Annotated in this window: 22 protein-coding genes; 11 read left to right on the forward strand and 11 right to left on the reverse strand. The window is 69.9% G+C overall.

What is annotated here, in order from left to right:
* Positions 1 to 62: 62 nt before the first annotated feature.
* The 4 genes from ACQP0P_RS44105 to ACQP0P_RS44120 form a co-directional block, all read right to left on the reverse strand.
* Positions 63 to 818: an SDR family oxidoreductase gene (locus tag ACQP0P_RS44105; protein ID WP_433368058.1), complete on the reverse strand. Its 756-nt coding sequence runs from the start codon at positions 816 to 818 to the stop codon at positions 63 to 65.
* A gap of 205 nt (positions 819 to 1,023) precedes the next feature.
* Positions 1,024 to 1,902 (reverse strand): alpha/beta fold hydrolase, encoded by an 879-nt coding sequence (locus tag ACQP0P_RS44110; RefSeq protein ID WP_433368060.1) that lies wholly within the window; start codon positions 1,900 to 1,902, stop codon positions 1,024 to 1,026.
* 2 nt (positions 1,903 to 1,904) lie between these two features.
* Positions 1,905 to 4,532 (reverse strand): helix-turn-helix transcriptional regulator, encoded by a 2,628-nt coding sequence (locus ACQP0P_RS44115; RefSeq protein ID WP_433368063.1) that lies wholly within the window; start codon positions 4,530 to 4,532, stop codon positions 1,905 to 1,907.
* Between the two features lie 38 nt (positions 4,533 to 4,570).
* The gene (locus tag ACQP0P_RS44120; protein ID WP_433368065.1) at positions 4,571 to 5,164 is read right to left on the reverse strand and encodes an NADPH-dependent FMN reductase; all 594 of its coding nucleotides are present in this window, start codon (positions 5,162 to 5,164) and stop codon (positions 4,571 to 4,573) included.
* A gap of 368 nt (positions 5,165 to 5,532) precedes the next feature.
* On the opposite strand from ACQP0P_RS44120, the gene ACQP0P_RS44125 reads away from it, so the two are divergent.
* The 3 genes from ACQP0P_RS44125 (at position 5,533) to ACQP0P_RS44135 (ending at position 6,609) form a co-directional block, all read left to right on the forward strand.
* Entirely contained in the window at positions 5,533 to 5,943 is a 411-nt protein-coding gene (locus tag ACQP0P_RS44125) for a VOC family protein (RefSeq protein ID WP_433368068.1), read from the forward strand.
* A 61-nt stretch (positions 5,944 to 6,004) separates the two neighbouring features.
* Positions 6,005 to 6,469: a helix-turn-helix transcriptional regulator gene (locus ACQP0P_RS44130; protein WP_433368071.1), complete on the forward strand. Its 465-nt coding sequence runs from the start codon at positions 6,005 to 6,007 to the stop codon at positions 6,467 to 6,469.
* A 5-nt stretch (positions 6,470 to 6,474) separates the two neighbouring features.
* Positions 6,475 to 6,609 carry a hypothetical protein gene (locus ACQP0P_RS44135; protein WP_433368074.1) on the forward strand — a complete coding sequence of 45 codons (135 nt, stop codon included), beginning with the start codon at positions 6,475 to 6,477 and terminating at the stop codon, positions 6,607 to 6,609.
* 231 nt (positions 6,610 to 6,840) lie between these two features.
* Here the strand turns inward: ACQP0P_RS44135 and trpS are convergent, their stop codons facing one another.
* Positions 6,841 to 7,821 (reverse strand): tryptophan--tRNA ligase, encoded by a 981-nt coding sequence (trpS, locus tag ACQP0P_RS44140; RefSeq protein WP_433368076.1) that lies wholly within the window; start codon positions 7,819 to 7,821, stop codon positions 6,841 to 6,843.
* A gap of 223 nt (positions 7,822 to 8,044) precedes the next feature.
* Here trpS and ACQP0P_RS44145 point away from each other — a divergent pair, with 223 nt between their 5' ends.
* The 4 genes from ACQP0P_RS44145 (at position 8,045) to ACQP0P_RS44160 (ending at position 9,638) form a co-directional block, all read left to right on the forward strand.
* Complete coding sequence (locus ACQP0P_RS44145; protein WP_433368079.1) at positions 8,045 to 8,272, forward strand: hypothetical protein; 228 nt, start codon at positions 8,045 to 8,047, stop codon at positions 8,270 to 8,272.
* A 78-nt stretch (positions 8,273 to 8,350) separates the two neighbouring features.
* On the forward strand, positions 8,351 to 8,641 hold the full coding sequence (locus tag ACQP0P_RS44150) for a hypothetical protein (RefSeq protein ID WP_433368082.1): 291 nt from the start codon (positions 8,351 to 8,353) through the stop codon (positions 8,639 to 8,641).
* Positions 8,642 to 8,724: 83 nt separating this feature from the next.
* Positions 8,725 to 9,438 (forward strand): FAD-dependent oxidoreductase, encoded by a 714-nt coding sequence (locus tag ACQP0P_RS44155; RefSeq protein ID WP_433368085.1) that lies wholly within the window; start codon positions 8,725 to 8,727, stop codon positions 9,436 to 9,438.
* Positions 9,435 to 9,638, forward strand: a complete 204-nt coding sequence (locus ACQP0P_RS44160) for a hypothetical protein (protein ID WP_433368088.1) — start codon at positions 9,435 to 9,437, stop codon at positions 9,636 to 9,638. The genes ACQP0P_RS44155 and ACQP0P_RS44160 overlap by 4 nt, the downstream gene beginning before the upstream one ends.
* Before the next feature lie 28 nt (positions 9,639 to 9,666).
* Here the strand turns inward: ACQP0P_RS44160 and ACQP0P_RS44165 are convergent, their stop codons facing one another.
* Positions 9,667 to 9,834 (reverse strand): NAD-dependent epimerase/dehydratase family protein, encoded by a 168-nt coding sequence (locus tag ACQP0P_RS44165; protein ID WP_433368091.1) that lies wholly within the window; start codon positions 9,832 to 9,834, stop codon positions 9,667 to 9,669.
* Positions 9,835 to 10,070: 236 nt separating this feature from the next.
* Positions 10,071 to 11,405 (reverse strand): UDP-glucose dehydrogenase family protein, encoded by a 1,335-nt coding sequence (locus tag ACQP0P_RS44170; protein WP_433368093.1) that lies wholly within the window; start codon positions 11,403 to 11,405, stop codon positions 10,071 to 10,073.
* A gap of 338 nt (positions 11,406 to 11,743) precedes the next feature.
* Here ACQP0P_RS44170 and ACQP0P_RS44175 point away from each other — a divergent pair, with 338 nt between their 5' ends.
* From ACQP0P_RS44175 to ACQP0P_RS44185, 3 genes are all read left to right on the forward strand, one after another.
* Entirely contained in the window at positions 11,744 to 12,802 is a 1,059-nt protein-coding gene (locus tag ACQP0P_RS44175) for an ABC transporter substrate-binding protein (RefSeq protein WP_433368096.1), read from the forward strand.
* A 73-nt stretch (positions 12,803 to 12,875) separates the two neighbouring features.
* Positions 12,876 to 13,709 (forward strand): ABC transporter ATP-binding protein, encoded by an 834-nt coding sequence (locus tag ACQP0P_RS44180; RefSeq protein WP_433368099.1) that lies wholly within the window; start codon positions 12,876 to 12,878, stop codon positions 13,707 to 13,709.
* A 10-nt stretch (positions 13,710 to 13,719) separates the two neighbouring features.
* Positions 13,720 to 14,577, forward strand: coding sequence for an ABC transporter permease (locus ACQP0P_RS44185; RefSeq protein ID WP_433368102.1), 858 nt, complete (start codon positions 13,720 to 13,722; stop codon positions 14,575 to 14,577).
* Between the two features lie 102 nt (positions 14,578 to 14,679).
* Here ACQP0P_RS44185 and ACQP0P_RS44190 read toward each other — a convergent pair whose 3' ends face one another.
* From ACQP0P_RS44190 to ACQP0P_RS44205, 4 genes are all read right to left on the reverse strand, one after another.
* Positions 14,680 to 15,429, reverse strand: a complete 750-nt coding sequence (locus ACQP0P_RS44190; RefSeq protein WP_433368105.1) for a TIGR04222 domain-containing membrane protein — start codon at positions 15,427 to 15,429, stop codon at positions 14,680 to 14,682.
* A 359-nt stretch (positions 15,430 to 15,788) separates the two neighbouring features.
* Complete coding sequence (locus tag ACQP0P_RS44195; protein ID WP_433368108.1) at positions 15,789 to 16,250, reverse strand: tetratricopeptide repeat protein; 462 nt, start codon at positions 16,248 to 16,250, stop codon at positions 15,789 to 15,791.
* Between the two features lie 164 nt (positions 16,251 to 16,414).
* Positions 16,415 to 17,590, reverse strand: a complete 1,176-nt coding sequence (locus ACQP0P_RS44200) for a CU044_5270 family protein (RefSeq protein WP_433368111.1) — start codon at positions 17,588 to 17,590, stop codon at positions 16,415 to 16,417.
* The gene (locus tag ACQP0P_RS44205; RefSeq protein ID WP_350955113.1) at positions 17,587 to 18,108 is read right to left on the reverse strand and encodes an RNA polymerase sigma factor; all 522 of its coding nucleotides are present in this window, start codon (positions 18,106 to 18,108) and stop codon (positions 17,587 to 17,589) included. Before ACQP0P_RS44205 ends, ACQP0P_RS44200 begins: the two co-directional genes overlap by 4 nt.
* A gap of 441 nt (positions 18,109 to 18,549) precedes the next feature.
* Here ACQP0P_RS44205 and ACQP0P_RS44210 point away from each other — a divergent pair, with 441 nt between their 5' ends.
* A complete protein-coding gene (locus ACQP0P_RS44210) occupies positions 18,550 to 19,278 on the forward strand; it encodes a hypothetical protein (protein ID WP_433368114.1) in 729 nt (242 codons plus the stop codon).
* Positions 19,279 to 19,347: the final 69 nt, after the last annotated feature.

Here is a 19,347-nt window from a genome sequence, read left to right on the forward strand (position 1 = left end):
CATCTTGGCAGCGCCGATCAGCCCATGACTTCACGGCCTTGGCCTTTAGGGCGGAGAGGATGTCAACTCCCGGTCGTGGTCCGGCCCGGCCAGTCGCCGTACCGGGTCTCGCCGAGAATCGCGTCGCCGGCCGGCACCACGCTCCCCTCGCCCAACTCGGCTCCGAAGTAGCGCGCGTGCGGGTCGGTGACCACCTCACGCGGATCGTCCCAGGCGGCCAGGGCGTCGGTGAAGAACTCGTCCATCCGGAACCGCTCGGGCCCGGCGACCTCGACCCTCCCGTTCACCGGCGATCCCACCGAGATCCCGCCGACCGCCTGGGCGACCTCGTCGCCCGCGATGGGCTGGAAGAGCACGGGGGCCATCCGGACCGTGCCGCCGTCGGTGGCCGCGTCGGCGATGCTCCGGACGAACTCGAAGAACTGCGTCGCGTGCACGATCGAGTACGGGATCGACGAGTTCTCGATCAGCTTCTCCTGAGCGAGCTTCGCCCGGAAATAGCCGCTCCCGGGCAGCCGCTCGGTCCCCACCACCGACAGCGCGACGTGGTGGCCGACGCCTGCCGCCGCCTCCGCGGCGAGCAGGTTTCGGGTGGAGGTCTCGAAGAACTCCAGTACCGCGGCGTCCTCGAAGGACGGGGAGTTCGACACGTCGATCACCACCTGCGCGCCGGCCAGGGCCTCGGCGAGCCCTTCGCCGGTGAGGGTGTTGACGCCGGTGCGCGGTGCTGCCGCCACCGCCTCGTGGCCGTGCCCGCCGAGCTTCGTCACGAGCTTCGACCCGATCAGGCCGGTACCGCCGATTACCACGATCTTCATGACAAGCCTTCCTGTCCTCCGGAGCCTCCGTCGCCATCCGGTCGCCGGCTAGGAGGGGGGAAAGCCGTCTGGCCTGTGACAGCTCCGGTGAGATTCCTCGGACTGCGGATCCCCGGCGCCGAGGTGTCACAAACCGCGACGATGTCCTGCCTTTCGGTAAGGCCTCGAATATCGGCGGCGGGGTATGAGCCGGATTCAGAGCACGCTAGCCCGCCGTGTGGGCGAGGATCGCCGCGGCGATCTGCTCGTGCACCGGGGGAGACAGCATGTGCCCCATGCCCTCGATGATCAGCAGCTCGGCCCCGGGGATCCGCTCGGCGATGAGCGCACCGTGACCCGGCTTGCACGGCTCGTGCGTGCCCTCGACGACCAGGGTGGGTGCCTTCACCAGGTGCAGGCTGTCCACCGGTTCGACTCTCGGCTCGGCGCCGTGCGCGAGCCGGTGGTTGACGACCGACGCCAGGTTCGTGGCACGTTCGAAGATCCGTTCCTGCAAGCGCCGCTCGGCGTCCTCGTCGAACGGCATTCCCTGGCCGTGCAAGACCCTGGCCTCCGCGATGAGCCGGTCGATCTGCTCGTTGCGGTCCTTGGGCGGCGCTGCCGCGATGGTCTGCTGGAAGAACGCGACGAACTCCTTGGTGGGCGGCGGCAGGCTGCCCTCAGGCTGGGGCTGTCCCATGAGGGCCCGCATGACCACTTCGCCCTCGAACTCGCCAAGCGGCGATGCGCCGATCACCGTCAGCGTCCTGACCCGCTCGGGGTGCTCGACGGCCACCCACTGGGCCAGCAGCCCGCCGGCCGAGTGGCCGACCAGGTGGGCGCTCTCCAGCCCGTGGGTATCCATGATCCGCAGGACATCGTCCTTGATGTCCCTCCAGCTGTACGGCGACGCCTCGAAGTCGACGCTGGTCGAGCGCCCGGTGTCGCGATGGTCGTAGCGGATGACCCGCCTGCCTCCGGCCGCCAGCCTGCCGACGAACTCGTCGGGCCACAGGATGCCCTGCGACATGGACCCCATGATCAGCAGGATCGGCTCGTCGGTCGTGTTGCCGAACTCTTCACTCCACAGCTCAATGTTTTGCATGGTCAGAGCTTGTCGTCTCCGGCCACCGGTGCCATCCGTAGGACTACTAGCCGCGTGAGCTCAGTACGTGAGGTGACGCCGACCTTGGGATAGATCTTGTAGAGGTGGTACTCGACCGTCCTGGGGCTGAGGAACAGCTTGGCTGCCACCTCCTTGCTCGACGCGCCCTGCGCGACCAGCCTGGCGATACGCAGTTCCTGCGGGGTGAGCATCGCCAGGGCGTCGGGCCCGGCCCTGGTCACGCTTTCGCCGGTCGCCCGTAGTTCCTCGTACGCTCGCCTGGCCCACGGCTCGGCTCCCGCGCGCTCGAAGGTCTCCATCGCCGCCCGCAGATGCGGCCTGGCCTCGCCTGGCTTGTGCGTACGGCGGAGCCGTTCGCCGTACAGCAACGCCGTTCTGGCCCGCTCGAACGCCTCGGTGTGCAGCTCCAGCGCCTCGCCGAAGCAACCGTCATCGACCAGCGCCCGGCAACGGGCCAGCAGCGCCCGCGACTCCGGCGACCGCGCGTTGGCCGACCACAGCTCCAGCCCGGTCAGCGTCCGCCTGGCCGCCCCCAGGTCACCCGCGCCCACGGCCGCCTCGATGCGGTCGGGGGCCGAGCGCCAGGTCACGGTCGGATGCCCTTCGCCCGCGCCCTTCGCCGCGACCGAGGTCAATCTGGCGTGCGCCGCGTCGAAGCGGCCAAGCCCCAGGTCGAGCATGGCCAGCGCGTACTGCGCCCCGCCCACGCGCAGCCCGAGCCGATGCGGGATCGCGATCGCGAGAGTCTCGTTGGCGTACGTCCTGCAGGCCGCCTCGTCACCGCGCCAGGCGGCGACGGCTGCCAGATTGGCCAGGTGCGCGGCGACGGAGTTGGTGTAACCGGCCTCCCTGGCCAGCCCGAGCCCCTCTTCCGCGATGGCCTCGCTGACAGCGAGGTTGCCGGCCAGCCGTTCCGCCGTGGAGACGAACTCCAGCACGATGGGCAGCTGGCCCACCATGCCCGACATCCTGGCCATCCGGCCCGCCCTGATCACGTAGCCGGTGGAGGCGTCGGTCTCGCCCAGGTACATCGCGGCCGCGGACGCCCACAGGTACCCGGCGGCGTCCGTCAGCGTGTCCGTACGCTGCAGCGCCCACCTGAGCGCCCTGGCGCCGCCTCGCCTGTCGCCGTCCAGCGTCGCGCCGATGCCGACGAGCACCTCGCGCAGGAACGACTCGGGAAATTCCCGTGCCCTGCGCCCGACCTCGACGATCGCCGCGACGTCGCCGACGTTGGCCGCCGCCTCGGCCGCGTCGGCGAGCACCTCCAGGCTGCTGCCCGCCTTGAAGATCCGCAGCGCCTCGCCGGCATCGCCGGTGTGCAGCTCGAACCGGCCTCTGAGCTGGTCGAGCTCGGGATCGAGCCGTAGTTCTCGCGCCTGGGCCAGGCAGCTCTCCGCCAACCCGGGACGGCCGCCGAGCCAGGCGGAGGTGGCCGCGTCCTTGAGCCGTCCGGCCCTGTTGTCCGTGTCCGGCGTGAGCTCCGCCGCTCTGATCAGGGCCACCGCCGCGTCGGCGTAACCGCCGCGCTCGCGTGACCGGCGCGCGGTGGTAGCCAGCTCGTGTGCCACTCGCTCGTCGGCGCCCACGGTCGCCGCGGCCAGGTGCCAGGCCCGGCGGTCGCCCTCAAGCGTCTCGGCCAGCGCGGCGTGCACGCCGCGCAGCCGTACCGAGCCCGCGCTGTCCTGGATGGCCGAGCGCACCAGCGGATGCCTGAACGTGATCGTCGAGCCCTCGCCGACCACCAGACCAGCGGCCTCCACCTCCACGAGCGCGGCAGGATCGACGTTCAGGATCCGTGCCGCGCGCATGATCACACCGAGATCACCGCTGCCCTCGACTGCGGCGACCAGCGCGACGAGCCTGGCGTTGTCGCTGAGTGCGGCCACCTGCTCGCCGAAGAGCAGCGCCCCGCCAGGCAGCGGATCGGGCAGGGGTGCTCGACCGGCGAGCTGCTCCGGAGCGAGCAGCCTGGCGATCTCGCCGAGCGCCAGCGGGTTGCCGCCCGTCTGCTCGATGAGCGCGGACTGGACCTGCGGCGCCGCACCGCGCAGCAGGTGACGGGCGCTGTCGGCGTCGAGGCCGTTGACGGGCAGCTCCTGCAGACCGCGCACGCCCATCTCACCGCGTACGGCCAGCAGCAGGCCGACCCCGTCGTTGCGCAACCGCCTGGCGGCGAACAAGAGCGCGTCGGCCGACGCCTGGTCGATCCACTGGAAGTCGTCTACCAGCACCAGCAGCCCCTCGCCCGCCGCCGCCTCCGCCATGAGCGACAACACACCAGCCGACACCAGGAAGCGGTCCGCGCTGCCCCGCGCCAGGCCGAGCGCGCCGCGCAGAGCATCGCGCTGCGGACCCGGCAGGCTGCCGAGCAGACCGGTCACCGGACGCAGGAGCTCGTGCAGCGCGGCGTAGGCAAGCCCGGTCTCCGCCTCGATGCCGCTCGCCCTCAACACGGGGGACGTGGATTTCGCCGCGGCCAGGTCGAGAAGGGCGGACTTGCCCACCCCTGCCTCGCCGCGCAACACCAGCGCGCGCCCCTCTCCCGCCCCGACGGCTTCGATGAGGTCGTCGATGGCGGCGCTTTCGCCGGCTCTGCCGTACAACACCGCCCGACTGTATGAGCTTGAGCTGGAGAACGTCACATTCACGGCGTGTAGGGGTAGGTCCTCCTGCCGTCGCGCAGCGTTCGCGCCCACCAGGCGAGCTGGTCGATCATGATCTTGGCGGCGGTGGTGCAGCCGCTCGGGTCGGTCGGCTTCCCGTCCTTGTCGAACTTACCCCGGGCGTGCTGGAAGCTGACGGTGTCGCGGATGGTGACCGCGTGTAGTTCGGCGAAGACCAGGCGGAGCTGCTCGACCGCGCGCAGGCCGCCGGAGATGCCGCCGTAGCTGACGAAGGCGATCGGCTTGGTGTGCCACTGCCGGTTGTGCCAGTCGATGGCGCTCTTCAGCGAGGCGGGAAAGCTGTGGTTGTACTCGGGGGTGACCACGATGAATGCCTCGGCCGCCTCCAGGCGCGGGGTCAGCGTCCGAAGGGCCCGGGTCGCGGCGGGTGTGGGCGTGCCGCCGAAACCCGGTGGCCCCATGGGCAGGTCGATCTCGGCCAGGTCTATGACATCGATGTTCCAGCCGCCGTGCCGGCGGGCCTGGTCGGTGATCCAGTTCGCGATGGTCGGGCCGAACCGGCCGTCCCGTACGCTGCCAACGATCACTGCGAGCTGGAACGGCTCTTCGGGCACGATGGTCCTCCGCTGGTACAAGAGGTGTGCGGCGTTCTTCCAACGCCTCGGGAACCAGGGTCGTAGCTGAATCATGGTTGAGGTCAAGTGGGCCGGCCGGATTTCGACGTGATCGCCACGGAGTCGACCATCGGCGAGGAGCCGGCGATGACGCGGTGCGAGCGGCGGCCCTGGTTGATTTTCCGGTACCTGAACCGGCCCGGGAGCATGCCCGGCCTGCCATGACCGGAACGCAGGTCTCCTCCGGCCGATCGACAGCCGAGGAGGAGGCGCCAGGCGGGGGTGCGACCGTGTGTGGCGAAACAGGTGGCCGGATCGATCAGGAATCGAGAAGCACAGGTCACGGAGCCGCAGCTAGGCTAATTGTCATGAAAATCACCATTCACACGAGCTTCCTCCCGCATGACGACCCGGACGCGTCCCTGGCCTTCTACCGCGACACCCTCGGCTTCGAGGTCCGCAACGACGTCGGATTCGACGGGATGCGCTGGATCACGGTCGGCTCCGCCGACCAGCCAGGCACGTCCATCGTCCTGACGCCGCCGGCCGCCGACCCCGGCATCACCGACGACGAGCGCCGCACCATCGTCGAGATGATGGCCAAGGGCACCTATGCCGGCATCCTGCTGGCCGCCGCAGACCTCGACGGCACTTTCGAAAAGCTGCAGGCCGGCGGCGCCGAGGTCGTCCAGGAGCCGACCGAGCAGCCGTACGGTACCCGCGACTGCGCCTTCCGCGATCCCGCGGGCAACCTGGTCCGCATCCAGGAGCTTCGCTGAGCCGTCCGGTCATCGATTCGGCCATGATGACCGGCTGCGAAGAATACGAAGGAGTTCTCTCATGTGTCACCCCTCGTGGGGACCCGCACGCGCCGCGGCGCAGCGCCTGAACGACCTCGCGCTACTGCGCCGCGTCCGCGACCGGATCGACCGGGAGTACGCACAACCGCTGAACGTCGAGGCGCTCGCCCGCGGCGTGAACATGTCCGCCGGACACCTCAGCCGCCGGTTCAAGCTCGCCTACGGCGAGTCGCCGTACTCCTATCTGATGACACGGCGCATCGAACGCGCGATGACACTGCTACGTCGTGGCGACCTCAGCGTCACCGAGGTCTGCTTCGCGGTCGGCTGCTCGTCACTGGGCACCTTCAGCACCCGCTTCACCGAACTGGTCGGCGTGCCGCCCAGCACCTACCGGCACCACGCGGCACGCGCGACGGCGGGAATGCCACCGTGCGTGGCGAAACAGGTGACCAGACCGATCAGGAATCAAGAAGCACCGGTCGCAGAGCCACAACCAGCGTGATGGCCATGGCATCCATCGAATCCGTCACCCTCGACGTGGCCGACCCCACCACCGCCGACCGCTTCTACACCACCGCCTTCGGCTTGGACACGCAGATACGCCTGCGGACCTCGGCCGCGTCGCCGGCACCCACGCACTGATGTGTCGCCGCTGCCCGGTCGCCGGTCGCGGGGGGCGCTGCCGGGCTGATGCGCCCGCTGCGGCCGATCGCCATCGTCAACCGGACCGAGCCCGCCGCGCCGACCATGGGACCGCCTCCGAATTGGGAGTTTCCGCCCCGGCCGCAGGTCGCGCTCCGGCCGTTGCGCGTCCCTGACAGGGACCCGACGCCTGCACCGAGAAATGATCAACCAGAGAGAACAGGGGGCGACTCAGCCGGGCAACAGGCCGATCGCCGCCTTCACCTGCCGCATCTTCCTGCCCGCCAGTTCATGGGCGTGGTCGGCACCGGTTCGGAGCGCCGTGCGGACATGCCGCGGGTCACAGGCGAGTTCGAGGTAGCGTTCGCGGACGGGCGCCAGGGTGGTCACCACGGCATCGGCGACCGCTTCCTTCAACTCGCCGTACCGGTCGAACCGTCCGGCCAGTCGAGATGGCTCCTCACCCGTACAGGCGGCCAGGATGGTAAGCAGGTTGGACACACCAGGCTTGTGTGCCGGGTCGTAGGTCACCTGGCTTCCGGTGTCGGTGACCGCGCGCATCACCTTGCGCCGCAGCACCTGTGGCTCATCCAGCAGACACAGAGTGCCCGCCGCCGAGGAGGCCGACTTGCTCATCTTGTCGCCGGGCGAGGCCAGGTCCATGATCCGGGCTGCGATCGGCGGGTTGACCGCCCGCGGGACGGTGAAGGTGGGGCCATAGCGGGTGTTGAACCTCTGCGCCACGTCGCGAGCCAGCTCTACGTGCTGGCGCTGGTCCTCGCCGACCGGGACCTCGTCGGTGTCGTAGAGCAGGATGTCGGCGGCCATCAGGATCGGGTAAGTCAGCAGCGACATCCGCACCTGCTGCTGGCGGGCGGCCTTCTCCTTGAACTGGATCATGCGTTGTGCCTCGCCGTAGCCTGTGGTGCACTCCAGCAGGTAGTGCAACTCGGTGTGCTCAGGCACGTGCGACTGGACCAGGAACAGGCACGCCTGGGGGTCGGCGCCCGCGGCCAGCAACATGGTGGCGAACTCCAGCGTCCGCCGCCGTACCTTGGCCGGGTCGTGGTCCAGGGTCAGGGCGTGCAGGTCGGAGATGAACACCACCGTGTCGGTTGTGGCCTGCTGGGAGATGATCGGGGCGATCGCGCCGATGTAGTTGCCCAGGTGCAGGTCGCCGGACGGGGTGAAGCCCGTGAGTCGTCGAGGCATCGGTTGGCTCCCTCAGAGTCAGGGGCCGTCCTGGTCGGGCTGCCGAAAGCTCAGGAACACAAAACGGCCGCCCGAACTGGGCGGCCGCGGTGTCAGTACGCGGATGAATGGTGCCGCCCGTCAGGGGCGCCACCAGCCGAGAAAACGACAGATCATTCGCACACCGCGACGATACCACCTGCCGCCCGACGCGACTCCCACCATCTGACTGCCGAAGACGCGTGTGGCAGTTTCGGGTCGGAGCCCCGGCCTGAACCATCTCGCCTTCCACGTCGAGAGCCGGGCCATGGTCGACACCCTGGCCGAGCGGGCACCGCGGCACGGCTGGACCCTGCTGTTCCCGCAACGTCATCCCCATGCCGGTGGTGAGCGGCACTATGCCGCCTACCTGGAGGACGCCGACGGATTCGAGGTCGAACTCGTCGCCCCCGAAACATCACCTCGAACCTGACAGGCACATTCAACCGGCCACTCCGGCACGGCCCGGCAGGGAACCTTCCGGCTGGCGCTGGTCGAGACGATCCTCGCCTTGCTGCACGAGGGCGAGGTACCCGACGCGCAGGCCGGGTGGGGGGTGGACGTGCTCTTGCAAGTGGCCACCGCCACCGCCGCCGAGCAGTCCGCCCGCGACGGCGCCATCGATGCCGAGGATGAACACAACGGGCTCATCGCCGCACTGGGGGAGGTCTCCCCCCAGACGCATCCACGCATCGCCGCACTCGGCGCCGATCTCGTCTCCGGCACCCCCCAGCAGCGCCTGGCCTGGACCTTCAGGGCCGTCATCAACGGCACGCGCACCACCCCACGAACCATGGACTGAACCGACTCAGAGAGCGAAGGCACCATCCCGTAGCCATCATCGGCGCCGGACTCGGTGGCCTGCCCCTGGCCCGTGTCCTGCACGTGAATGGGATCGAGTCCGCCGTCTTCGACCTGGACGCCGACCGGCACGCGCGCGCCCAGGGCCGCATGCTCGACATCCACCGGGACTCCGGCCAGGCAGCCCTGCACGCCGCTGGACTGCACGAGCAGTTCCGGGCCAAGGTCCACCCCGGTGGCGAAGCCCTGCGAGTCCTCGACAAGCACGCCCATGTCCTGCTGGAGGAGAAGGGATTCCTCGCCCATCGCGGGACCGACGGCAGCCTGCACGTCTACGCCGCGCTGCGCGCTGCCGAGGACTGGCTGTCCACGATCGACTTCACCGATACCGACGCCGCCAAGGCCGCGCTGTCGAACCACTTCACGGACTGGGCCTCCGGCCTGCGCAACCTGATCGTCGACGCCGACGGCGAGCTGATCCCCCGCCTCATCCACGCGCTGCCCGTCGGACACCGCTGGGAGCGCGTCCCCGGCGTCACGCTGCTCGGCGACGCCGCACACCTGATGTCCCCCTTCGCCGGTGAAGGCGCCAACCTCGCCATGATCGACGGTGCGGATCTGGGACAGGCGCTCGCCGCCCACCCGGGGAACACCGAGGCCGCGCTGTCCGCCTATGAGGCAACCCTCTTCGAGCGAAGTGAGAAGTCCGCCCGGGAGTCCGCGCAGAGTCTGGAGACCGTCTTCAACGACCGGGCACCGCAGCCGCTCGTCGACATGTTCGCCTCCTTCGCAGCGTGACGAAACCGGTCCTCGGCGACCGCGACGACGTCGCGATGTCCGGCGGGGGCGCGCTACCTCGCGGCCGTGGTCCGGCCCGGCCAGTCGCCGTACCGGGTCTCGCCGAGAATCGCGTCGCCGGCCGGCACCAGGCTCCCCTCGCCCAACTCGGCTCCGAAGTAGCGCGCGTGATCGACGAGTTCTCGATCAGCTTCTCCTGAGCGAGCTTCGCCCGGAAATAGCCGCTCTCTAGCAGCCGCTCGGTCCCCACCAGCGAGAGCGCGACGTGGTGGCCGACGCCTGCCGCCGCCTCCGCGGCGAGCAGGCTGCCGCCACCGCCTCGTGGCCGTGCTCGCCGAGCTTCGTCACGAGCTTCGACCCGATCAGACCGGTGCCGCCGATTACCATGATCTTCATGACAAACCTTCCTGTCCGCCGGGGTGTCCGTCGCCATCCGGTCACCGGCTAAGACAGGACAGCCCTCCGGCCTGTGACGGCTCCGGCTGGATTCCTTGGATCGCGGACCCCGGCGCAGAGGTGTCGCAAACCGCGAGGCTGTTCTGTCTTTCGGTAAGGCGGATCCATGACGCGAGCCTGAAGGGGCAGCACCGCCACCCCCTGCCGGAAGCGATCACGACAACCCCGGGTCGGCTTTACTTTCCCGGCCGCTGGGGCCGGCGGCCGAGTTGCCAGACCTCCCATCCGGCGGCGAGCCACGGGCCCGGCTCGACCGCGTTGCGCACGTCCACCAGCACCCGGTGGCGTACCAGGTCGGCGGTGTCCGCGGGGAGCTTGGGGTCGGCGGTGAACTCCGGCCACTCGGTGGCGAGCACGACGAGATCGGCGTCCGTGATGGCCCGCTCGGCGGTGTCGGCGTAGCTGAATTCGGGGTGCAACTCGCGGGTGGCGGCGATGGCCGCGGGGTCGTAGATGACCGGTGTCGCGCCGCGTTCGGCCAGTCTCTCGGCCAGGCGCAGGGCGGGCGAGTCGCGTACGTCGCTGGTTCCGGCCTTGAACGCCGTGCCGAGGAAGGCGATGGTACGGCCGTCGATCGGACCGCCGTGCGCCTTCTCGATCAGCCTGACCGCCGCCGGGACCCGGTCGGCGTTGATCGATTCGACGGCCGTCAGGAATCCGTGCGCGTTCCGCGCGCCCAGCTCGCCGACGCGGTTCGCGAAGGCCGCCACGTCCTTGGGCAGGCACCCGCCGCCGTAGCCGATGCCCGGCCGCATCCCGTCATGCCCGATCCGCTTGTCGACGCCGATCGCGTGGGCGACCGTGTTCACGTCCGCTCCGACGAACTCGCACACCTCGGCTATCGCGTTGATGAACGAGATCTTGGTGGTCAGGAACGCGTTCGCGGCCGACTTGATCACCTCCGCCGTGGGCGGGTCCGTGAGGATCAGCCCCACCCCGTGGTCGAGGATCGGCGCGTACACCTCCTCGACCGCTTCGCGGGCCTGCCGGGAGGTCAGGCCGACCACGACCCGGTCGGGGAACAGGGAGTCCCGCACGGCATGACCCTCGCGCAGGAACTCCGGATTCCAGACCAGCTCCACACCGGAGACCCGCGCGTCAGCGTCGATGATCCTCTGGAGCCGTTCGACGGTGCCGACCATCACCGTGCTCTTGCCGACGATCGTGGCCGGCCTGCTCAGCAGCGGGACCAGCGACCGCGTCGCGTCGATCACCTGGGCCATGTCGTAGCCATGGCCGTCTTCGCGCAGCGGGGTGCCGACCGTGATGAAGTGCAGGTCGGCGAAGTCCGCGGCCTCCCCCAGGTCGGTGGTGAAACGGAGCCGGCCGGAGGAGGTGTGCCGGACCAGAAGGTCCTCGAAGCCCTCCTCGAAAAAGGGGGCGATGCCGTTGCCCAGGGCTCCGCACCTGTCGGGATCCGACTCGACACCGATCACCTCATGGCCTATCTCGGCCATCGCGACGGCGTGCGGAGCACCGAGGTGACCGCATCCGATCACGGAAACGCGCATCTTGGGTCCTGTCCGTTGGCTTCCTCGGGCGCATGCGGGATGCGTTCCAAGAAGTTATCGCGTGTCGAGGCACCGAGGTGTCGGCTCCGCGGCTTTCGCACCTCGGGGTCCAGGAGCCGGCACGGTTTTGAGGTCGAATCTTGAGGTCGAACCCTCATGCCGCCGCGTTGGTCGCTTGATGTGTGCGGGCCGGCCGTACGGTCCCGTCGGCGGCGTCGCACCGAGAAACACGAACCGGTAACGACTCGTATCCGTGCGGTCACCGCCGCTTGACAGGAGGACTCGTTTGCCATTTTATGCACTTAACCGACTTATTAAGTAGGAATTAAGGAGTAGCAATGAGGGTTCGCAGGCTCCGGGGGACGGCAGTGGCACTGGCCGCGGTCGCGGTGACAGCCCTCGCGGCGGCCTGCGGAGGAGGCGGGGGGTCCTCCGGCGGCGACACGGCGAAGACGACCGAGGTCCGTCTCGGTTTCTTCCCCAACATCACGCACTCCACGGCCCTGGTCGGGGTGCAGAAGGGCTTCTTCGCCAAGGCACTCGGCAGCGACGCGACGCTGAAGGTCTCGACCTTCAACGCCGGACCGGCCGCGACCGAGGCGATCTTCTCCGACGCCGTCGACGCGACCTACATCGGGCCGAACCCGGCCATCAACGCCTGGTCGAAGTCCAAGGGCGAAGCCATCAAGATCGTCGCAGGTGCGGCGTCCGGCGGCGTGTTCCTCGTGGTCAAGCCCGAGATCAACGGAGTCGAGGACCTCAGGGGCAAGAAGATCGCCACGCCTCAGCTCGGCAACACCCAGGACGTCGCGCTGCGCTACTGGCTCAAGGAGAAGGGGATCGAGACCGACACCAAGGGCGGCGGCGAGGTCTCGATCCTCCCCCAGGAGAACGCCCAGACCCTGCTGACCTTCGCCACCGGCGACATCGACGGCGCCTGGGTGCCCGAGCCCTTCGCGAGCCGCCTGGTCCAGGAGAGCAAGGGCAAGATCCTGCTCACCGAGGCCGACCTCTGGCCGAACAAGCAGTTCGTGATCACGCATCTGATCGTCCGGCAGCAGTTCCTCAAGGACCACCCCGACCTGGTGAAGAAGCTGATCGAGGCGCACGTCGAGTCCAACGCCTTCATCCAGTCGGACCCGGCGGGCGCCAAGGAGGCGGTCAACGCGGAGCTGAAGGAGCTGACCGGCAAGCCCGTCGCGCCGGCGGTCCTGGACAGCGCCTTCGGCAACATCACCTTCACCAACGACCCGATCGCGTCCTCCCTCGTCGGCAGCGCCGACCACGCCCAGAAGGTCGGCCTGCTCGACCCGGTGGACCTGAACGGCATCTACGACCTCACCATCCTCAACGAGGTCCTGGCGGCCAAGAGCCGGCCTGCGGTGAGCGACAAGTGATCGAGCACAGCACAGCAGAGTCGAGGCGACCCGCCCGGTCACGGGCCGGCGAGCCGCCGGTCAGGGAGGCGAAGTGACAGCTCCGATACAGGAGCTGCGCCCCGGCCGGGCCGACGGGCACCAGCCCGCGGTCCGGCTGGACGCGGTTTCCAAGGTGTACGGCAGGGAGCTCCTGGCCCTGGACCAGGTCGCGCTCTCGGTGGACAGGGGCGAGTTCGTCTGCCTGCTGGGCGCGTCCGGCTGCGGCAAGAGCACGCTGCTCAACCTCGTCGCCGGCCTGGACCGCCCCACCGCCGGAGAGATCGACACCGGGGACGCCCGCATCGCGATGATGTTCCAGGAGCCGGCCCTGTTCCCCTGGCTCACCGTCTCGGGGAACATCGAGCTGGCGCTCCGGGTGACGAGCTCGGGTAGGAACACCACGAAGAAGGAGCGCCGCGCACGGGCGGCGGAGCTCCTGGAGATCGTCCATCTCGGCGGCTTCGGCGGCAAGCGCCCGCACGAGCTGTCCGGTGGCATGCGCCAGCGGGTCGCGCTCGCCAGGGCCCTCGCCCAGGACGCCGACGTGCTCCTCATGGACGAGCCCTTCGGCGCCCTCGACGCGATGACCCGTGACCTGCTCCACGACGAGCTGGAGCGGATCTGGCGGGAGCGGGAGCTGTCCGTCCTGTTCGTCACCCACAACGTACGCGAGGCCGTACGGCTCGGCGACCGGGTCGTCCTGCTGAGCAGCAGGCCCGGCAAGGTGATCGAGGACTTCCCGGTGACGCTGTCGCGGCCGCGCCGTACCGACTCCGGTGAAGTGGCCGAACTGGCCTCCACCATCACCGACAGGCTGCGCCAGGAGGTGCTGCGCCACGCCAAGCCGGCGGCGCAGCCGCCCGTCGGCGCCGGGATCGAGAAGTAGCGGGTGCCCAATGACTGCTGATCTTTCCCAGCACATCGCCGGTCTGGACGCGCTGGAGCTGTCCAACCGGGAACGGCAGAGCCTGGCCTCAAGGGTCTGGGCCAGAAGCTGGCCGATGATCTCGGCGATCGTCCTCGTCCTCGCCGCCTGGGAGCTGGTCGTGCTCAGCGGGTGGCGCCCGGAGTACGTCCTTCCCGGACCGGTGACCGTCCTTGAGGATCTGTGGAACCGTCTCGGTGAGGCCGAGTTCTACGAGGCCCTGGGCGTGACGATGCGCCGCGCGATCACCGGGTTCGCGATCGCGGTGCTGGTCGGGCTCGTGGTCGGCGCGGCCGTGTCACGGGTCCGGCCTCTGCGGGCAGCGCTCGGCTCCCTGATCACGGGCCTGCAGACCATGCCCTCCATCGCGTGGTTCCCGCTGGCGATCCTGTTCTTCAAACTCAGCGAGAGCGCGATCATGTTCGTGGTCGTCCTCGGGGCGGCGCCGTCGATCGCCAACGGACTGATCGCCGGCGTGGACTACACCCCGCCGATCCTGCTCCGTGCCGGGCACATCCTCGGCCTGCGACGCCTGGCGCTCTACCGGCACGTCATCCTGCCCGCGTCGCTGCCGTCGTTCCTGTCGGGGCTCAAGCAGGGCTGGGCGTTCGCGTGGCGGTCCCTGATGGCGGGCGAGCTTCTCGTGATCATCGCCCACCAGGCGTCGATCGGCGAACAGCTCGACAACGCCCGGGAGCTCTCCGACGCGCCCGGCCTCCTCGCGACGATGATCGTGATTTTGATCATCGGCATCGTCGTGGACATGTGTTTCGGCGCGGCCGACAACGCCCTCCGGCGTCGCTGGGGGCTCGACCAGCGCGTCGGCTGACCCGAACGTGGAGCTCGCCGCCGTCCCCGCGGGCCCCGTGCCCACGGAGACGCGGCGGATCGGCGTTGGTACCGGAGAGGCGATACCGACCGGCATGGAGACTCAACCGCCTCCCTCGCCACCGCCCCCGCCGTCTCCGGCGTTGTTCATGTTCTCGCCCTGTCCCAGCAGGATGGGTTCCGGTGCCCGCAGGAAGGAACCCTGGCGTGCTCGCCGCCTCCTGCGAACGACAGGAGGGGGCCGGTGGCCGAGCGCATCCCTCGCTCTACGGTTGGGCAGCTCGCTCAGGCCGTAGAGCGCCACGCGCGGCCCGACGACGTCCGCCGGTTCACCCGATGTCCGGTCAGCGTGCGGCCGCGCGAGCCGTGCCTTCCGCAGCAGGCGGGATCCCTGTCCCACGGCGTGGCGGGTGAGCAGGCAGCCTGCGGCGGACAGCGCGAACACCGCGACCGCGGCGGAGGCCGCCGGGGTGGGGCGTAGAACACTCGTGCCCGTCAGGACAAGGATGGCCGACAGCCCGGCCGTCGCGATGACGGCCAGAATGGTCAGCGAACGACGAGGGCGATGGGCGGTGAACCGCTCGACGTCGTGCTGGACGAGCCGGTGCAGTTCGAAGGCCCCCAGGCCGTCGGGCGCCGCCCGTAACGCCTCGGCCATGGCCTTCTCCACCGGTCCCTCAGGTACGGCCTTACCCGCGACAATCCGCACCCGCTGATCGGTGGAGATCCGGACCGTGCCCCGGACCACGAGTTCCGCCAGTGCGGCGTTGACCACCCGAGGTGGCCCACCGGCCAGGTAGGCGAGCTCGTCCCGGCCGAGCGTGGCCTTCCGTGGCGGGCGCGATCTCAGCACGGTCCAGCCGCAGAGGAACGACAGGCAGAGCGCCGTCCCGAGCAGAACGATGTCGATGGCCGCCTCCCAACGATCGGCATCTCTGATTTCAGGCTAAATCCTTTCTCCCTTCCCGTGGCGCCAGCCCTGCATTCCGCATGTGACCCCGATCGAACTGGAGTGATTACCCCCGAGATATAGCTACTGACCTGCAACGATGCGGCGCGGGCGGAAAACGGGGCTAGCGGCGGTGTCTGTCGCGCAGTTCGCTCCCGACATCGACATAACCGGCGAACAGCCCGATCACGTCCTGGAGCCGGTCCTGCGCGGGGCCCGGACCCAGCAGGGCCTCGCCGTCGTCCGGGCCCCGGCGAGGCGACCTACAGCCGCCCGCGTGCCTCCTCGGCCTGGCGCAGGATGGCCTTCGCGCCAGTCGCCTCGGCGAGCGCGCCCGCCTCCTCGACCAGGGCGAGCGCGTCGTCGCGGCGGCCCTGCGCGAGGGCGATGTAGCACAGCCCGACCAGATTCGCGGCGACACCGGGTAGGAAGCCGAGCTCCCGGCGGAGCCGTACCGACTCCTCCAGGCGTTCCCGTGCCACCTCCAACCGGCCCGCGGTGTGTTCGGCGACGCCCAGGTGCCGGAGCGCGTAGGACATCGTCAGCCGGTCGCCGACCCGCGTCGCCAGCTCGTACGAGCGTTCAAGAATCGGCACCGCGGTGTCGTCGTCGCGGCGGACCACCTGGTGGAAGAGGGCGGCCCAGAGCAGCGCCTCGCCCTCGCCGCCGAAGATCGCGCGCTCGTGGAGCAACCCGGCCCGTTCGATCCGTTCCTCCGTACCCATCCCGGCTCCCGCCCGCTCGGATCCACGTCAAACACGGTTCAGTCTGCCACCGCGCGCCGGGCCGCCGGCGGAACGGAACACCGAATCCGTACCGCTCTCCGAGCGGCTGGGGAGGTCCGGCGCCTCGCCCGGAGGGCCAGCCGGTGCGGCGAGCCCTCCGGGAGTCAGGAGGCGGGTTTCTCGTCGGTCCAACCGGCTTCGAGGATGGTCTGGGAGTGCCACACCGTGCCCGGCGCGAATCCGGCCTGCAGGCCGCCCGGCCGTACCACGACGCTGTCCCTGGCCAGTGCCCGCCCGCTCGCCTCGTCGAAGATCAGGCGGTTCCGCAGGATCCCCTCGCCGCCCTTGGCGTCCGCCTTCGCCCTGACCCGTTCCTCGATGGCGACGGCGCTGCCGGTACGGCCCTCCGCGTCGACGACGTCCCGGACGACCTCGATGCTCTCCAGGTCGGCGAGCATCCGGAAGGCGGCACCGCGCACCTGCGGGGTGACCGGCATGTCGGTGATCAGCCCGACCGTGACGGCGAACAGCCAGGCGTCCGACGACATCGGGGCGTCCGACTCGGTGCCGTGCCCCCCGTACGAGCGCAGCAGCCACGCCTTGAGCCCGTCCGGGTCCTCCGGCAGGCCGCGCAGATCCTTCATGGTGACGTTGCGGCCCAGCCAGAACACCTTGTCCCCGTCGACGAGGGGGGCGTGGCCGTCCTGCGCCGCTCCCGGCTCGGTCGACAGGGTGAGATCGCCGAATTTCGGATTGTCGCCCCCCTTGGGGGACCTGACCTGGATCTCGGCCGGGGAACCGGTCCGCTCCCAGGCCGCCCTGTCGTCCGGACCCGCGGGTTCCGCGCCGAGGGAGCGCGTCCGGCTCCACTGCTCCCCGCCGGTCGCCGACGGGGTCCACACCTCGTTCCGCTGCCGGTCCACGACGGTGTAGTCCCCGTCGGCCGCCTCGAACAGGTTCCGGCTCACCGACACGGTGTGCCAGTAGGCACCGGTCACCTCCGGCTGGCGGGCCGCCCCGTGGGCGGCGGCGAGCAGGATGGATCGCCCGGAGAGCTCGATGCGCGGGGTGGTGGTCGCCGGGCTCGAGATCACCTGGGCGGAGGGCGCGCGCGGCGCCGTACCGCCGGTCGCGGAGATCGTGACGGCGACCGCGGTCACGGCCGCGGCGGCTCCGGCGAGGCCGAGACCCCACACCGGGCGTACGATCCTGCGCCTGGCCGGGGCCGGCCGGGGCCGCGCCATGGCGCGGGAGAGCTCGGCGGCCCTGGTGCGCGGGTCGACCGGGGTGTCGTCCAGGTGCGCGGGGCGTGCGGCCCGCAGCTGATCGATGGGGTTCATGACCACTCCTCGCTGAGGTTCCTCATCCGGGGCTCGGGACTCACGGCGGTGTCCATCCGCTGTTTGAGCCGCCGGCGAGCGCGGTGCAGCCGCACTCGGAAGGTGGTCGGAGAGCAGCCGACGACCTGGGCCGCGTCGCGGGGGGAGAGCCCCTGCCAGGCGGTCAGGATCAGGATCTCCCGATCGTCCTCCGACAGCCCGGTCAGCGCCCTGAGCACACTGAGCCGTTCGGTGACCTGCTCCGCGACGTCGTCCTCGGTCCAGGCCCGCAACTCGGCGCTGAGCGCGTCCCGCCGGATCTCCGCCCGGATGTTGTCGCGCAGCACGTTGCGGGCCACCCCGAGGAGCCATGGCAGCGCCGGCTCCGGCACGTCCTCCAGCCGTCGCCAGGCGATCGCGAACGTCTCGCTCACCACCTCGTCCGCGACCTGCCGTCCCGCGCGGCTGACCACGTAGGCCCAGACGCGCTGCCGGCACTCGTCGTACATGTCGGTGAATCTCTGCGAGTCGTCCGTCACCGCCCCGCCCCCTTCGTCCCGGATGTGTTCTTCTGACACCGGGAAGTGGCCGGGGGCCCTCGGTTGTTACCCGCTTTCTCGGGAAAAAGGGTGCGAGCCTCCTGAGACCGCCGGTCAGGGGCGGCAGCGACGACGAACAGCGGCATCGCGAGGAAGAGCCTGCCGTCCCGCGCACGCCGATCTGTCAGGACAGCGGGACCTCGTTGACCAGCCGCTGTTTCAGCCCGGAGAGAGGCCCGGCGTTCTCGCGAACGTTGGAGGCGGCGCCGTGGCCCCAGCACGGCGGCGGTCACCGGTCGCGTACGTACCGTGGCCCCTCCCCGGGCGGCATTCGCCGGCGCGATGTGATCCCCTGACATTCAGCGCTGACAGCGACATTGTCCGACATAGGCTGATGTTCCGGGAACCTGGAAGATTCCAGGGTGCTAGGGGGCAGAACAGATGCGGACGATCCTCTTGCAGGCCGAGGCCCCCGACGACGGAGCGGTCGTCATCGAGCTTCCTCCGGGTCGCGAGGTCACCTTCGGCCGTGGAACGGAGAGCGCCCCGGTCGACTTCCCGCTGGACCATCCGGGGATCTCCCGGCGGGCCGGGATCATCCGGGCCGTGGACGACTACTGGCTGCTCACCAACCTCAGCCATGACGCCACCCTGGTCGTGGAGAACCCGGAGGGCGGCGGGGAGTTCCTCAAGGTGGCTCCGCGGCGGGTGGCGGCACCCGTGCCGTTCGAGTTCGCCCGCGTGGTGCTCCCGGTGGCGGGTGGCGCCTGCTCCTTCCTGGTCTTCGCCTCGCAGCACAGCTTCATCGACCCCGACGCGCCCGAGAGCGCGGCGGTCGGCGAGCCGACCGTCTCCGGTTTCCCCGTGGACGAGACGGCGAAGTACTTTCTCGTGCTGATCGCGCTCTGCGAGCCGCGGCTGCGCGACGGCTCGTCCCCGGTCATCCCGACGGTGCCGGAGATCCTGGAGCGGCTGCGCGACGTTCCCGGCGGCGCGGAACTGACCCGGGCCGCGGTCAACTTCCACATCGACTATCTGGCGCGTACGAAACTGCGCGTCAAGCCGCCGTCGGGCTCGCGCAAGGCCGACTGGCAGCGCGCCGCGCTGGTCTCCGTGGCGCTCCGCTTCGACCTGGTGCGGGAGGAGCATCTGAAGCGGCTGGACAGCTGATCACACCCTGTCGAGGGTGGCCCGGTGGACCACCCTCGCCGTCGGGGTTGACCAGCGTGAAGTGGTCAT

Source organism: Streptosporangium sp. CA-115845 (assembly GCF_050943795.1).
Classification (GTDB): domain Bacteria; phylum Actinomycetota; class Actinomycetes; order Streptosporangiales; family Streptosporangiaceae; genus Streptosporangium.